Origin of the sequence: Metapseudomonas otitidis (assembly GCF_900111835.1) — a bacterium.
Lineage (GTDB): Bacteria > Pseudomonadota > Gammaproteobacteria > Pseudomonadales > Pseudomonadaceae > Metapseudomonas > Metapseudomonas otitidis.
The window spans coordinates 42,934-56,865 of record NZ_FOJP01000010.1; the positions used below are offsets into that span (position 1 = coordinate 42,934).

Consider the following 13,932-nt stretch of genomic DNA (forward strand, 5'->3'; position numbering starts at 1 on the left):
CGAAACGACTATGCGCAAGACCCTCCTGCAAAGCACCGCCCTGGCCCTCAGCCTGCTGGCCAGCCAGGTGATGGCCGCGGTTTCCGCCGATGAAGCCGCCCAGCTCGGCACCACTCTCACCCCCCTGGGCGCGGAGAAGGCCGGCAATGCCGACGGCAGCATTCCCGCCTGGACCGGCGGCATCGGCAAGGATGCCGGCGCCGTGGACGCCAAGGGCTTCCTCGCCGACCCCTTCGCCAACGAGAAGCCGCTGTTCACCATCACCGCGCAGAACGTGGACCAGTACAAGGACAAGCTCTCCGACGGCCAGGTGGCGATGCTCAAGCGCTACCCCGAGACCTACCGCATCCCGGTGTACCCCACCCACCGCACCGTGAATGTGCCCCAGGCCGTGCAGGACGCCGCGAAGAAAAGTGCGCTGTACGTCCAGCCCATCAACGACGGCAACGGCCTCGCCCACTTCGCCGAAAGCCGCTACTACGCCTTCCCCATCCCCAAGAGCGGCGTGGAAGTGATCTGGAACCACGTCACCCGCTACCGGGGCGGCAACCTGCGGCGGGTCATCACCCAGGCCACGCCCCAGGTGAACGGCTCCTACACCCCCATCCGCTTCGAGGAAGAAGTGGCCGTGCCCCAGGAAATGCCCGACCTGCCGGCCGCCAAGGGCGAGAACGTGCTGACCTTCTTCAAGCAGCAGGTCACCGCCCCCTCGCGCCTGGCCGGCAACGTGCTGCTGGTGCACGAAACCCTCGACCAGGTGAAGGAGCCGCGCCTGGCGTGGATCTACAACGCCGGCCAGCGCCGCGTGCGCCGTGCGCCCCAGGTCGCCTACGACGGTCCCGGCACCGCCGCCGACGGCCTGCGCACCTCGGACAACTTCGACATGTTCTCCGGCGCACCGGACCGCTACGACTGGAAGCTGGTGGGCAAGAAGGAGATGTACATCCCCTACAACAGCTACAAGCTGGACTCGCCCTCGCTCAAGTACGACGACATCATCAAGGCCGGCCACATCAACCAGGACCTGACCCGCTACGAACTGCACCGCGTGTGGGAAGTGGTGGCCACGGTGAAACCGGGTGAGCGGCACATCTACGCCAAGCGCCACATGTACATCGACGAGGACAGCTGGCAGGTGGCCCTGGTGGACCACTACGACGGCCGTGGCCAGCTGTGGCGCGTCGCCGAGGGCCACGCCCAGTTCTACTACCACCACCAGGTGCCGGCCTACACCCTGGAAGCGCTGTACGACATCATCGCCGGCCGCTACCTGGCCCTGGGCATGAAGAACGAAGAGAAGCACAGCTTCGAGTTCGGCTTCGTCGGCAAGGCCGCCGACTACACCCCGGCCGCCCTGCGCAACGCCGGCGTTCGCTAATCGCTCCACCCGCGCACAAGGAGGTGTGCGGTCCCTTGCTTGTCAGTGACGCTTGATAGCGGCCTTCGGGCCGCTTTTTTGTGGCCGTGCTTCCGCTTCGATGCTTCGGGGGCCTGCGGCTGCCGTCTCCCCCAGCCCTTATAGGCCCGAATCAGAGGCCTGAATGATCCTTCAACAACGCCTCCCCTCGCGCCTAGGGTGGCGCCACGAGCAGCCCTGAACAGAACAAGAGGCAGCCGGCATGTCCTCACTGAACCTCATCGCGCCACCGGTGTGCCTGCCCAGGCTGCCGGCCCTGCATGTCGCCCGTCCCCGGCTGGTGGAACCGCTGCTGGCCAGTGCCGCACGCCTGCGCCTGCTCTGCGCGCCCGCCGGCTGTGGCAAGAGTGTGCTGCTGCTGGAGTGCGCCCAGCGCCGGCCCCCGGGCTATGCCCTGCACTGGCTGCCCCTCGGTGGCAGCGAGGGCGAAGCCGGATTGCGCGCCATCCTGGCTGCCGCGCTGGGGCTGGAGGCGGACGACGAACCCAGCCTGCTGCGCGCCCTGGCCGTCTGGCGCAGCCCCACCTGGCTGATGCTCGACGACTACGCCCGCCAGCCCGACCCCGCCCTCGACGCCTGCCTCGACCGACTCATCGCTGCCAGTGGCGGCGCCATCATCTGGTGGCTGAGCACCCGCCGCCGCCCTGCCTGCAACCTCCCGCGCCTGCTGATCGACGGCGACCTGCTGGAGTTCGACGCCGCCACCCTGGCCTTCCAGCCCGACGAACTGGTGCCGCTGCTGCGGGACTCCCGCCAGCCCTGGCCGGCCGACGCGCCAGCGCGCTTGCACGAGAGCACCGGCGGCTGGTGCGCCGGGGTGCGCATGGCCCTGCTGGAGCCGGTGGAGTGGGGCTTTGCCGATCCGCTGCAGCGCCAGGCCCTGTCCACCACCCTCATGGGTTACCTGGAGCACGAACTGTTCGCCGGCCTGGGCCAGGAACTCAGCGAAGCCTGGCACGCCCTGGTGCACCTGCCGCGCTTCAATGCCGACCTTTGCGAACACCTGTTCGGCCCGGGGGAGGGCGCCGGCCTGCTGCGTGAGCTGGAAGCCCTCGGCGGCTTCGTCGAAAGCGTGCCCGAGGCGCCCGGCTGGTTCCGCCTGTTCCCGCCCCTGGCCCGGCAGGTGCGCGCCCGTGACGGCAGCGGTGGACGCGGCTGGCACCTGCGCGCCTGCCAGTGGTTCGCCGCGCGCCAGGACTGGCCGGCCGCCATCGAACACGCGCTGGAGGCCAGCCAGCCCGAAGTGGCCGTCAGCCTGCTGCAGCACTACGGCGTGCGCGAGCTGTTCATCGGGCGCAACGCGGCCTTGCTGCTGCGCCTGCACGCCGACGTCGGCGAAGACCTGCTGCGGGTTTCGCCGCATTCCCTGCGGCTGCTGGCCGGTGCCCTGCTGTTCGCCGGGCGCCTGGACGAAGCCGTGCGCTGCATCGCCGAGCAGGGCCGCTTCCTGCCCCAGCCGGACGCCCGCCAGCAGCGGCGCCTGGTGGCCTACTGGCAGGCGCAGCACGGCCTGCTGGCCCACCTCCAGGGCGACGGCCCCAACGCCCGGCTGCATCTGGGGGAAGCCCTGGTCGGTCTTGACGAAGATGCCTGGGACCAGCGGCTGATCTGCTATTCCGCGCTCACCCAGCAAGCCCTGCTGGCCGGCGAGCTGGACCAGGCCCAGTCCCTGAACCGCGAGGCCCTGGTGCTGGCGCGCAGCCAGGGCTGCCTGTTGCTGGAGGCCTTCCTCGAACTCGACCACGCCCAACTGCTGGAACACCGGGGCGCGCTGCTGCGGGCCGATGCCGTGCTGGAGCGGGCGCAGACCTTCCTCATGGGCCAGGCGCTGGACGCCAGCCCGCTGCTGGGCCGCATCGCCTTGCGCCGGGGCCGGCTGGCCCTGCGCCAGGGCCTGGAGGACGCGGCCCGCCAGCACTACCAGTCCGGCCTGCGCGAGGCCCGCGCCTGCGAGGACTACCGGGCCCTATACGGCTACCTCGGCCTGGCCGTGCTGGACGCCAACCAGCGCGCCTTCGACCAGGCCTTCGACCGCCTGCGCGAGGCCGAGCGCCTCATGCAGCTGCGGCACATCCCCGAGCGGGTCTACCGCGCCGTGCTGCTGCAGGTGAGCAGCAGCCTGCTGCTCATGCAGGGCCGCGCCGGCCAGGCTCGCCACGCCCTGCTGCGGGTGCTGCGGCACTTCCGGGGCGAGCACGCCGTGCAGGCGCCGCCGGCGACCCTCGACCTGATCCCGCGCATCGAATGGCAACTGGCCCTGGCCGAGCTGTACGAGGGCGAAGTGTTCAACGCCCGGCAGCGGCTGCTCGGGCAGTTGCAGAAGGCCCGGGAGAAGGGGCTCCAGGCCCTGGAGGTGGAAGTCCACCTGGCCCTGGCGGAAACCGAATACCTCAGCGGCGAGGCCGACACCGCCGCCGCCGTGCTGCGCAATGCCCTGGCCCTCGCCAGCCAGCTGAACCTGCAGCAACCGGTGCGCGAGCTGCGCCTGCGCCAGCCGGAGATGCTGCGTGAACTGGGGGTGGAGGAGGGCGAAGCGCTGGAGGAGGAGAGCGGCCCGCTGAGCCCCCGCGAACTGGAAGTGCTGGGGCTGATCGCCCAGGGCAGTTCCAACCAGGAGATCGCCGAGCGCCTGTTCATCTCCCTGCACACGGTGAAGACCCACGCCCGGCGCATCAACGGCAAGCTCGGGGTCAAGCGGCGTACCCAGGCGGTGGCCCACGCCAAGGCGCTGGGCCTGATGCAGTGATCAGTGCAACCGTGGCGGGGCGCCCAGTTGCTCCAGGCGGCGGCTGAGCAGCAGCCGCTGGCTCGCGTCCTCGCACAACAGCAGCGCCCGCTCCAGGTCGTAGCGTTCGGCCTGGGGGCACTCCAGCTGCTTGTAGATATCGGCCCGCGCCAGGTGATCGATCAGGTTGGCCGGGCCCAGCTCCAGCACCCGCTCCGCATCCTTCAGCGCCTCTTCCACCTGCTCGGCCTGCAAGTGCAGCTGGCGCAGGTTGCGTGACAGGCGCTGCAACTGCTCCAGCGCCGAACAGGGGCGCATGTGCTCGGCCAGCAGCTCGGCCTTCGGCCCCAGGGTGCGCAGCAACAGCTCGCGGCAGTCCCGGGGGTAGAGGCGGCGGCCGGTGCAGGGGTCCAGCAGGTGGTCGGCGACGGGCACCCGCACCAGGAAGTGGCCGGGGAAGTTCACCCCCGCCAGGGGAATCTCCAGGCGTGCCGCCAGCGCCTGGGCCACCAGGGCCAGCGACAGCGGCTGGCCCCGGCGCCTTGCCAGCACCTGGTCCAGCAGCGCGGCGCGCGGTTGCAGCGGCTGGTCGTCCTCCTCGCAGAAACCCAGCTCCGCCATCCGCCGCAGCAGCGGTTGCGCCAGCTCCGCCGGTGGCGCTTCGGGCAGCCCGGCGGCCACCTCCCGCAGCAGGTGGTCGAACACCCGCAGGGTGTCGGCGGGCACCCGGCTCGGGTCATGCTCGGTGGCGATCCACAGGGCTGCCTCCAGCAGCGCCGGCGGGCTCTTCTGCACGCAGTCCAGGCAGTGTTGTCGCGGGGTCATCGGGGCTCTCCGTGTCGCCTCTGCGGTTTGTAGCCGGCTCGCCCGCCTTCGTCCAGTGGGCCGGCGGCCGGGTTCCGGTGGGCGGCCTATACTCCCTGGCAACGTCAGCAAGGGGGCCCGCCATGTTCAACCAGATGGAAGGCGCTCGGCTCGAAGCGCTCCACCTCGCCCAGGACCCGGTCACCGGCCTGCGCGCGATCATCGCCATCCACGACTCCCGCCTGGGCCCGGCCCTCGGCGGCTGCCGCTACCTCGCCTACCCCGACGACGACAGTGCGTTGCGTGACGCCATCCGCCTGGCCCGGGGCATGAGCTACAAGGCCGCGCTGGCCGGCCTCCCCCACGGCGGCGGCAAGGCGGTGATTCTGCGGCCTGCCCACGTGCCCGACCGCGCCGCGCTGTTCGAGGCCTTCGGGCGCATGGTGGAAACCCTCGGCGGCCGCTACATCACCGCCGTGGACAGCGGCACCTCCAGCCTCGACATGGACTGCGTCGCCCTCCACACCCGCCACGTCACCAGCACCCAGGCCGCCGGCGACCCCTCGCCCTGTACCGCCCTGGGGGTGTTCGCCGGCATCCGCGCCAGCGCCCTGGCACGCCTGGGCAGCGACGACCTGGAAGGCCTGCGCATCGCCGTGCAGGGGCTCGGCAACGTCGGCTACGCCCTTGCCGAACAACTGGCCGCCGCCGGCGCCGACTTGCTGGTCAGCGACCTCGACCCCGGCCGCGTGCAACTGGCGGTGGAGCAGCTGGGCGCCCACCCGGTGGCCAGCGACGCGCTGCTCACCACCCCCTGCGACATCCTCGCGCCCTGTGGCCTGGGCGGCGTGCTCAATGCCCAGAGCGCGCCCCAGCTGCGTTGCGCGGTGGTGGCCGGGGCGGCGAACAACCAGCTGGCCAGCCCCGACATCGCCGACCTGCTGGAAGCGCGCGGCATCCTCTACGCACCCGACTACGTGATCAATTCCGGAGGCCTGATCCACGTCGCCCTGCGCCACCGGGGCGACGACATGCCGGCCATCACCGCGCACCTGGCGCGGATCGGCCAGCGCCTGACCGACATCTACGCCCACGCCCAGGCCGACAAGCGCTCACCCGCGCGGGTCGCCGATGCGTTGGCCGAGCGCCTGCTCTACGGCTGAGCAGCGCCCACGCGGCCCGGCCGGGATCCAGGCCGGGCCAGGTTCGGCGCCATGAGCGCCGTCATCCCTGCGCACCCACAAGGTGAGGAGGCGACATGCACACACGGATCGACCTGCCCCATACCCGCTACCTGGACGCCGACGGGAACACCGTTGGCGACCTGCCGCCCTGGGCGGATGACTTCAACCTGCTGGCCCGGCTCTATCGGCGCATGCTGCTCACCCGCCTGTTCGACCAGAAGGCCGTGGCCCTGCAACGCACCGGCCGCATCGGCACCTACGCGCCCACCCTCGGGCAGGAAGCCATCGGCGTCGGCATCGGCGCGCGCATGCAGCCCGAGGACGTACTGGTGCCCTACTACCGCGACACCGCCGTGCAACTGATGCGCGGCGTCGCCATGGAGGAAATCCTCCTCTACTGGGGCGGTGACGAGCGCGGCAGCGCCTACGCCGAGCCCGCCGCCGGGCAGGACTTCCCGCTCTGCGTACCCATCGCCACCCAGTCCCTGCATGCCTGCGGCGTCGCCACCGCCTTCAAGATCCGCGGCGAGCACCGTGTCGCCGTCACCACCTGCGGAGACGGTGCCACCAGCAAGGGCGACTTCCTCGAAGCGCTCAACGTCGCCGGCGCCTGGCAGTTGCCGGTGGTCTTCGTGGTCAACAACAACCAGTGGGCCATCTCCGTGCCCCGGCGCATCCAGTGCGGCGCGCCGACCCTGGCGCAGAAGGCCGTGGGCGCCGGCTTCCACGGCGAACAGGTGGACGGCAACGACATCCTCGCCGTCTACGACCGGGTCGGTGCTGCCATCGAACGCGCCCGCCAGGGCAAGGGGCCGACCCTGGTGGAATGCCTCAGCTACCGCCTGGGCGACCACACCACCGCCGACGACGCCACCCGCTACCGCAGCGCCGAGGAGGTGCACCAGGCCTGGGAAGAGGAGCCCATCAAGCGCCTGCGCGGCTACCTCGCCGCCAGCGGCGTGTGGGACGAAGCCCGCGAGCAGGCGCTCATCGCCGAATGCCAGCGCGAGGTGCAGGCCGCGGTGGGACGCTTCGAGCACGCCGACCGCGAAGGCCCCGAAGCCGTGCTGGATCACGTCTACGCCCGCTGGCCGGCGGCCCTGGCCGACCAGCGCGACCTGGTGCTGGAGCGCGCCGCGCGGCGCGAGGAGAACCGCCATGACTGACACGCCCAAGCGCAGCCTGCTGGAAGCGGTGAACCTGGCCCTGCACCGCGCCATGGGCGAAGACGAGAACGTGGTGGTCCTGGGCGAGGACGTCGGCGTCAACGGCGGCGTGTTCCGCGCCACCCTCGGCCTGCGCGATGCCTACGGCTTCAAGCGCGTCATCGACACGCCCCTGGCGGAAACCATGATCGCCGGGCTCAGCGTCGGCATGGCCGCCCAAGGCCTCAAACCGGTGATGGAGATCCAGTTCCTCGGCTTCATCTACGCCGCCATGGAACACCTGGTGTCCCACGCCAGCCGCCTGCGCAACCGCACCCGTGGGCGCCTGTCCTGCCCGCTGGTGGTGCGCAGCCCCATGGGCGCCGGCATCCGCGCGCCGGAGCACCACAGCGAAAGCACCGAGGCACTGTTCGCCCACCTGCCCGGCGTGCGCGTGGTGATCCCCTCGTCGCCGGCCCGCGCCTACGGCCTGCTGCTGGCCGCCATCGACGACCCGGACCCGGTGATCTTCCTCGAACCCACCCGGCTCTACCGGATGAACCCGCAACCCCTGGTGGACGACGGCCGGCGCCTGCCGCTGGACCGCTGCTTCACCCTGCGCGAGGGCAGCGACCTGACCCTGGTGACCTGGGGCGCCAGCGTGCTGGAAACCCTGGAGGCCGCCCGACTGCTGGAGGCGCGCGGCATCAGCGCCGAGGTGATCGACGTCGCCTGCGTCAAACCCCTGGACCTGGAGACCCTCGAAGCCTCGGTGCGCAAGACCGGCCGCTGCGTCATCGTCCATGAGGCGCCGCGCAGCTGCGGGGTCGGCGCCGAGATCGCCGCCAGCCTCTACGAGCGCGTCCTCACCGACCTGCAGGCGCCCATCCAGCGGGTCACCGCGCCGGATATCCCACCGCCGCTCTACCGACAGGAATCCCTCTACATCCCCGGTCCCGACGACATCCTCGCCGCCTGCGAGCACGTCCTCGACCCCGCCTGAGGAGACGACCATGAACTACTTCAAGCTGCCCGACCTTGGCGAAGGCCTGCAGGATGCCGAAATCGTCGAATGGCACATCAAGCCTGGCGACCGCGTGCACGCCGACCAGCTGGTGGTCTCGGTGGAGACCGCCAAGGCCCTGGTGGACATCCCCGCCCCGCGCGACGGCGTGGTCGCCAAGCTGTTCGGCCAGGAGGGCGACATCCTCCACGTCGGCGAACCGCTGCTGGCCTACGAAGGCGAGGACCAGGACGCCGGCACCGTGGTCGGTCGCCTCGACGGCGGTGGCGAAAGCCATGCCGACCAGTTCTTCATCGGCGCCGCGCCCTCCACCCAGGAACACCTCGCCCCCCGCGCCACCCCCGCCGTGCGCCAACTGGCCCGGCAACTGGGGGTGGAGCTGGCCGGCCTCGCCGGCAGCGGCGCCGATGGGCTGATCAGCCGCGCCGACGTGGAGGCCGCCGCCCAGCAGGCCCGCGACCGCTTCGGCGGCGAACGGCTGCGCGGCGTGCGCCGCAGCATGGCGATCAACATGGCGCGCTCCCACGCCGAGGTGGTGCCGGTGACGCTCTACGGCGACGCCGACCTGCACCGCTGGGCCCAGGCTCGCGACCCGCTGATCCGCATCGCCCAGGCCATCGCCGAAGCCTGCCGTGCCGAGCCCATCCTCAACAGCTGGTTCGACGGCCGCATGCTCGCCATCCGCCAGCACGAGCAGCTGGACCTCGGCATCGCCGTGGACACCCCCGACGGGCTCTTCGTCCCCGTGCTGCGCAAGGTCGGCGAGCGCAGCGCCGAGGACCTGCGCGACGGCATCGCGCGGTTGCGGGGCGACGTCAAGGCGCGCTCCATCCCCCCGCAGGAAATGATGGGCGCCACCCTCACCCTGTCCAACTTCGGCACCCTGTTCGGGCGCTACGCCAACCCGGTGGTGGTGCCGCCCCAGGTGGCCATCATCGGCGCCGGTGGCATCCGCGACGAAGTGGTGGCCTGGGAGGGCCAGCCGGCGGTGCACCCGGTGCTGCCGCTGTCACTCACCTTCGACCACCGGGCCGTCACCGGCGGCGAAGCGGCGCGCTTCTTCAAGGCCCTGGTGCAGGCGCTGGAACGGCCCTGAACGACCTCTGCAGGCTCCGTGATACGGGGCCTGCAGCGGTTTTCCACAGGGCGACGCAAGTAGCGAACAGGATTCGGCGTGCCAGGCTTCGCGATTGAAGCCATCCCCACAAAAGCGGCATGCCTCTAACCCAACCCGTAGCCCGGGCTTCAGCCCGGGAAGGCCGAACGGCAAGCGTCTCCCCATGGGAGCGAATTCATTCGCGATCGGTTTGGCACGCAGATTTCGCGGTTGAAACCGCTCCCACAAAAAGCGACCTGCCGCTAACCCAGATGCACCAGGCTCGGCATGTCCTCAAGCGGCACCCAGAGCTCGCCCTGCCAGTTCAGCATCACCACCCGCGTGCCCTGCCACCTCAGTAGCACCCGGCGTGGCGCGTTGCCGTCCGCCGCGTGGGCATCGCGCAACGTAGGGATCACCTCACGATTCAGCCAGCGCTCCAGATGGGCGTTCTCCGGATGGCCGAAGCGCACCAGCGCCTTGTACAGGCCGGCTTCGCTGATCACATCCACCGGCTCCTCAAGGCTGCTGGAACAGGCAAGGAACACGCGCCGCGCATGGTCGCTGCCCACGCGGCGGTGCAAGGTCTGCGGATGCTGCATGCCCAGGAGACGGGCGAAATCCACCGCAACGAACCAGGGCTGGTTGTCCAGCATCAGCGCACGCAGCGGGCGGTTGTGGCGGAGGAAGGTCAGGGCGGGATATGCATCGTGCATCGTGAAGCTCCATCTCTGGGGAAAGGAGCCGCCACTCTGTTTCGTCAATGTAAGGGTGGCGGACCACGTGGGGTTGACGAACCGGCGAGATGTAGACCGGCAGACCTTTCGGTCTCCCCACGCAGTCCGCCATAGAGCGATGTGAAAGTAATGGGCAAACGCATACTTCCACATGTGCCAGGGGCACGATGCGCCATCTCTTCAGGCCGTCAACGCCTGGTCACGGGATTGACCGCGACCGCCGGAGGATAGGGAGGGGGTATTGAGCGAACAATCGGCCCGCCTCGGGCATTGTCCTTTCCCGCTGTGGGAAAGCGCCTCAAGTCGGCCCGTGTCGCCGAGCCGCCGCTGCACACCATCCCGTAGGGTGGGCTTCAGCCCACGCGGTACCTGTGCTGGTGGGCTGAAGCGGAACGCCGCCCGGCCCACCCTAAGACGGAGCGCCTTTGCTGCTGGTTGCACCGGTGTAGGGGCGAATTCATTCGCCCGCTTCTGGGCAGGGGCTGCTGCGCCGCCCTTGGCGACTGAAGTCGCCCCTACAGGGCACGGCGGAGCGCCCCTACAGGGTCCCGTGATCGACGGCATCAACCCGTCATCGCCGCCGACCCTTGCCCTCGGCGCCCCGCCCCCTGAAGCTGTCCACCCCGCAACCGACAACATGGCCCCGATGATCGAGTCCCCCTGGCAAGGCGCCCTCTGGCTGGCCCGTGACTTCTGCCTGATCGACGGTGCCAACGGCGACACCCGACCTCATGCCCATTACGCCCACCAGGTCCTGCTGGCACGCGGGGCTCCCGTGCACCTGCTGGTGGAAGGCGAGCCCGTGAGCGGCCAGGCGGTGCTGGTGGAGTCCATGCGCGAGCACGCGCTGGCCCTGCCTGGCCAGGTGCTGCTGGCCGTCTACGCCGAACCCCTGGCCTTCGCTCCGCAGGCATTGCTGGCGCTGGTGGCCGAGGCCGGTACGGATCTGCAGGCCCTGGCCGAACGCCTGCTCGCTGCGCCGCGCCCGTCGCTGGACGCTCGCCTGCAACGGGCCCTGGACGAGGTGGACGAACTGCTGGCCGACAAGGTCAGCGCCCAGGCCCTGGCCAGCCGCGCCTGCCTGTCCCTGAGCCAACTGGAGCGGCTGTTCGGCGAGCAGGTCGGCCTGTCGGTCCGCCGCCTGGTGCTCTGGCGCCGCCTGCGCCTCGCCGTGCGCCTGGGCCTGGAGGGCCAATCCCTCACCCAGGCTGCCCACGGCGCCGGTTTTGCCGACGCCGCGCACTTCTCCCGCACCATGCGCGCCACCTTCGGCATCCGCGCTGACCGCAACCTCGGCAACCTGCAACTGCACCTGCTGGGCGACTGAAGTCGCCCCTACAGCCCCTACAGGTTCCTACGTGGAGTTCGGCGGCCTACGAACGCATCAATTCCTGCGGCACTTCCGGGCTGGGGTGTTGGGCTGGGCTTGTGCGGAAGGGTTCGGCCAGTTGCGCGAGGTAGGCGTCGGGGTAGTCGGGGCGGCTGCCGATGCCCAGGTCGTCGCCGCGCATGGGGTAGTCGCTGTGGAAGGCGGTGCCGAGCAGCCTGTCCCAGACGCTGAGGAACAGGGCGAAGTTCACGTCGCCGGCGCGGCCGTACTTCATGTGGTGGAAGCGGTGCACCGGTGCCCAGGCGAACAGGTGGCGCAGGGCGCCGATGCGCATGTCGACGTTGCTGTGCTGGAGCAGCAGCTGGAGGGTGATGGCCAGGGCGAGGAGGGCGGCGACCCGTTCCGGCATGCCCAGCAGCAACAGCGGCAGGGTGCCGGCCAGGGCTTCGCAGCCCAGGTGCAGCGGGTGCTTCATCAGGCCGTTGAAGCCGTACATGCGCTTCACGCTGTGGTGTACGGCATGCAGGCGCCAGAGAGCGCCGACACGGTGGCTGGCGTAGTGCATGAGGGTGATGCCCAGGTCGGCGACGATGATGGCAACCAGCAGTTGCAACGCCAGCGGCCAGTGATGGGGCCAGAGCCCGGCCTCCGGCAGCAGCGCCGCACTCAGGGGGGATCACCAGGATGCCGAGGCAGTTGAGCCCTTCGTTGACCACGGCGTGCAAGGCATCGCGCAGGCGATCGCGGTGGCTGCGGTTCCAGTCCCGCTCGTAGGGCAGCCAGGCTTCCGCGATGAAGGAGACGGCGATGGCCGCCGGCACCAGGGCCAGCAGCCCGGTTAGCGGCAGGCGCTCGCTTATCCACAGAGCCAGGGCGAGGAAGCCGAAGAGAAAACCGGGGGCGTAGAGGCGGGCAAGCAGGAATCGCATGGCGGAAGCTCCTTGGTCGAGGGGCTTCCAGCGTGGCGGCCGGTGGTCACCGGGGCTTGAACAAACGGCGCAAGGTGCCGGCGCGGAATAAAAAAAGCCCGCCGGGGCAGCGGGCTCGGTGCAGGACGGGCATCGCCTGCAAGCGGGGGAATCGGTCACTGCGCCTCGGCAGACTCCAGTTCGGCCAGGGCGTCGGGTTGGTTCTTGAAGGCGCGGGCGAAGATGTCGCGGTTGCGGGCCATGTAGATGCCGAGGTCTTCGACCTGCTGCTCGCTGAGGGAGGGCACGGCCTTGTGCAGCACACCGGCCAGGGATTCGGCCAGCTCCAGCATCTTGTCGTAACGATCCGCTTCGGCCTTATCCATGAACAGGCGCTCCGGATCGCGGCTGCTGCGGTACACCACTTCGACGGCCATTCATCACCTCTCACCTTTGCAAGCGTCAATATGGAAATACTGTATGTGCATACAGTATTTGGGGCGTTCCCTTTCGTCAACGATTTCTTTCATAGCCCAGCCTTAGGCTTCGCGCTTGCCGACCTGCGACAACCTGTCCCGTGGCGCAACGTCGCACCTTGGCATCTCATCCGCTGCCGTGGCCTCGCTCGTGCATGGACGAACCGTCATGCACAGGCGCCACGCTAGGCCAACCAGACGTACCGGGGAGTAATGACGTGAAGATCAAATGGGCGGAAGCCTTGCGCGAAAATATGCACGGCCTGGCCGAGTCGCTGGGCAACCTGCTGGTGGAGGCATTCCACTACCTGGCGCTGTTCGCCATCGGCGGGATCACCGCCTGGGCGGCGGTGGTGGCGTTCCTGGGGATGGTGGAGAAGGGGCACATCACGGTGGATGACATCCTGCTGCTGTTCATCTACCTGGAGCTGGGGGCGATGGTGGGGATCTACTTCAAGACCAACCACATGCCGGTGCGCTTCCTGATCTACGTGGCCATCACGGCACTGACGCGCCTGCTGATCTCCGACGTTTCGCACCACAACCGGCCGGACGAGAGCCTGGTGTACGTCTGCGGTGCGATCCTGCTGCTGGCGCTGTCGATCCTGGTGGTGCGCTATGCCTCGTCGCGCTTCCCGGCGGTGGCCAGCGAAACCACCCACCCGCGCCGGCAACTGCTGGATTCGCGGACCCTGGACGACGAGTCCTGATCGGCCTCAGTAACCCGCGCCCAGGCTGCCGCCGGTGCCGCCCACCCGTGGGCGGGCCAGCGGTGGCAGGGGCTTGCCGCTGGTCATGGCGGTGAGCATTTCGCTGACGTTGCCGCCTTTTTCGATGGCGATGCCGAAGCGGATGCTCTCGATCACCCGCTGCAGGCGCTTCGGGTCGTTGCGCTGGGCGGGGCTGATCATCCGCCGGGCCACCACGCCGCTGTCGTCGGCGAGGGTGAGCATGATGTTGCCGTCGAGCCGTTCCAGGCTGAGGTTGACCCGGTAATCGGCCTGGAAGGCATCGGTCAGGATCTGGAAGGGGTTGTACATGGTGAGCCACCTGGTTGATGCACTGGATCGATTGACTGGGGTGGCC

The 13,932-nt window shown here is 69.7% G+C and carries 12 protein-coding genes and 1 pseudogene; 8 read left to right on the forward strand and 5 right to left on the reverse strand.

All coding sequences use genetic code 11. From position 1 onward, the window contains the following. Positions 1 to 10: 10 nt before the first annotated feature. Both BM198_RS14100 and BM198_RS14105 read left to right on the forward strand, forming a co-directional pair. Positions 11 to 1,378, forward strand: a complete 1,368-nt coding sequence (locus BM198_RS14100) for a DUF1329 domain-containing protein (protein WP_074970741.1) — start codon at positions 11 to 13, stop codon at positions 1,376 to 1,378. 241 nt (positions 1,379 to 1,619) lie between these two features. Then, a complete protein-coding gene (locus BM198_RS14105) occupies positions 1,620 to 4,163 on the forward strand; it encodes a LuxR C-terminal-related transcriptional regulator (RefSeq protein WP_074970743.1) in 2,544 nt (847 codons plus the stop codon). On the opposite strand, the gene BM198_RS14110 is transcribed toward BM198_RS14105, so the two are convergent. Then, positions 4,164 to 4,967: a SirB1 family protein gene (locus tag BM198_RS14110; protein WP_074970745.1), complete on the reverse strand. Its 804-nt coding sequence runs from the start codon at positions 4,965 to 4,967 to the stop codon at positions 4,164 to 4,166. 122 nt (positions 4,968 to 5,089) lie between these two features. On the opposite strand from BM198_RS14110, the gene BM198_RS14115 reads away from it, so the two are divergent. From BM198_RS14115 to BM198_RS14130, 4 genes are all read left to right on the forward strand, one after another. Continuing rightward, the gene (locus BM198_RS14115) at positions 5,090 to 6,109 is read left to right on the forward strand and encodes a Leu/Phe/Val dehydrogenase (protein WP_074970747.1); all 1,020 of its coding nucleotides are present in this window, start codon (positions 5,090 to 5,092) and stop codon (positions 6,107 to 6,109) included. Between the two features lie 95 nt (positions 6,110 to 6,204). Continuing rightward, entirely contained in the window at positions 6,205 to 7,296 is a 1,092-nt protein-coding gene (pdhA, locus tag BM198_RS14120) for a pyruvate dehydrogenase (acetyl-transferring) E1 component subunit alpha (RefSeq protein ID WP_074970749.1), read from the forward strand. Further along, positions 7,289 to 8,278 (forward strand): alpha-ketoacid dehydrogenase subunit beta, encoded by a 990-nt coding sequence (locus BM198_RS14125; protein ID WP_074970750.1) that lies wholly within the window; start codon positions 7,289 to 7,291, stop codon positions 8,276 to 8,278. Before pdhA ends, BM198_RS14125 begins: the two co-directional genes overlap by 8 nt. Positions 8,279 to 8,288: 10 nt before the next feature. After that, the gene (locus BM198_RS14130; RefSeq protein ID WP_074970751.1) at positions 8,289 to 9,395 is read left to right on the forward strand and encodes a dihydrolipoamide acetyltransferase family protein; all 1,107 of its coding nucleotides are present in this window, start codon (positions 8,289 to 8,291) and stop codon (positions 9,393 to 9,395) included. 263 nt (positions 9,396 to 9,658) lie between these two features. Here BM198_RS14130 and BM198_RS14135 read toward each other — a convergent pair whose 3' ends face one another. Further along, the gene (locus BM198_RS14135) at positions 9,659 to 10,111 is read right to left on the reverse strand and encodes a BRO-N domain-containing protein (protein WP_044404412.1); all 453 of its coding nucleotides are present in this window, start codon (positions 10,109 to 10,111) and stop codon (positions 9,659 to 9,661) included. A 667-nt stretch (positions 10,112 to 10,778) separates the two neighbouring features. Here BM198_RS14135 and BM198_RS14140 point away from each other — a divergent pair. Then, positions 10,779 to 11,459 (forward strand): helix-turn-helix domain-containing protein, encoded by a 681-nt coding sequence (locus tag BM198_RS14140; protein ID WP_074970752.1) that lies wholly within the window; start codon positions 10,779 to 10,781, stop codon positions 11,457 to 11,459. 46 nt (positions 11,460 to 11,505) lie between these two features. On the opposite strand, the pseudogene BM198_RS14145 reads toward BM198_RS14140, so the two are convergent. Beyond that, positions 11,506 to 12,391 (reverse strand): annotated as a pseudogene (locus BM198_RS14145) (sterol desaturase family protein). Positions 12,392 to 12,546: 155 nt separating this feature from the next. Then, on the reverse strand, positions 12,547 to 12,807 hold the full coding sequence (locus BM198_RS14150) for a YebG family protein (RefSeq protein WP_069559413.1): 261 nt from the start codon (positions 12,805 to 12,807) through the stop codon (positions 12,547 to 12,549). A gap of 257 nt (positions 12,808 to 13,064) precedes the next feature. Here BM198_RS14150 and BM198_RS14155 point away from each other — a divergent pair, with 257 nt between their 5' ends. Further along, positions 13,065 to 13,556: a phosphate-starvation-inducible protein PsiE gene (locus tag BM198_RS14155; RefSeq protein ID WP_074970753.1), complete on the forward strand. Its 492-nt coding sequence runs from the start codon at positions 13,065 to 13,067 to the stop codon at positions 13,554 to 13,556. A 6-nt stretch (positions 13,557 to 13,562) separates the two neighbouring features. Here BM198_RS14155 and BM198_RS14160 read toward each other — a convergent pair whose 3' ends face one another. Continuing rightward, complete coding sequence (locus BM198_RS14160) at positions 13,563 to 13,886, reverse strand: DUF3509 domain-containing protein (protein ID WP_044404397.1); 324 nt, start codon at positions 13,884 to 13,886, stop codon at positions 13,563 to 13,565. Positions 13,887 to 13,932 lie beyond the last annotated feature (46 nt).

Coding starts and splice junctions, on each gene's coding strand:
- pdhA (WP_074970749.1), top strand. CDS start 6,205: ATGCACACACGGATCGACCTGCCCCATACCCGCTACCTGGACGCCGAC.
- BM198_RS14135 (WP_044404412.1), bottom strand. CDS start 10,111: ATGCACGATGCATATCCCGCCCTGACCTTCCTCCGCCACAACCGCCCG.
- BM198_RS14140 (WP_074970752.1), top strand. CDS start 10,779: ATGATCGAGTCCCCCTGGCAAGGCGCCCTCTGGCTGGCCCGTGACTTC.
- BM198_RS14150 (WP_069559413.1), bottom strand. CDS start 12,807: ATGGCCGTCGAAGTGGTGTACCGCAGCAGCCGCGATCCGGAGCGCCTG.
- BM198_RS14130 (WP_074970751.1), top strand. CDS start 8,289: ATGAACTACTTCAAGCTGCCCGACCTTGGCGAAGGCCTGCAGGATGCC.
- BM198_RS14110 (WP_074970745.1), bottom strand. CDS start 4,967: ATGACCCCGCGACAACACTGCCTGGACTGCGTGCAGAAGAGCCCGCCG.
- BM198_RS14125 (WP_074970750.1), top strand. CDS start 7,289: ATGACTGACACGCCCAAGCGCAGCCTGCTGGAAGCGGTGAACCTGGCC.
- BM198_RS14105 (WP_074970743.1), top strand. CDS start 1,620: ATGTCCTCACTGAACCTCATCGCGCCACCGGTGTGCCTGCCCAGGCTG.
- BM198_RS14100 (WP_074970741.1), top strand. CDS start 11: ATGCGCAAGACCCTCCTGCAAAGCACCGCCCTGGCCCTCAGCCTGCTG.
- BM198_RS14160 (WP_044404397.1), bottom strand. CDS start 13,886: ATGTACAACCCCTTCCAGATCCTGACCGATGCCTTCCAGGCCGATTAC.
- BM198_RS14115 (WP_074970747.1), top strand. CDS start 5,090: ATGTTCAACCAGATGGAAGGCGCTCGGCTCGAAGCGCTCCACCTCGCC.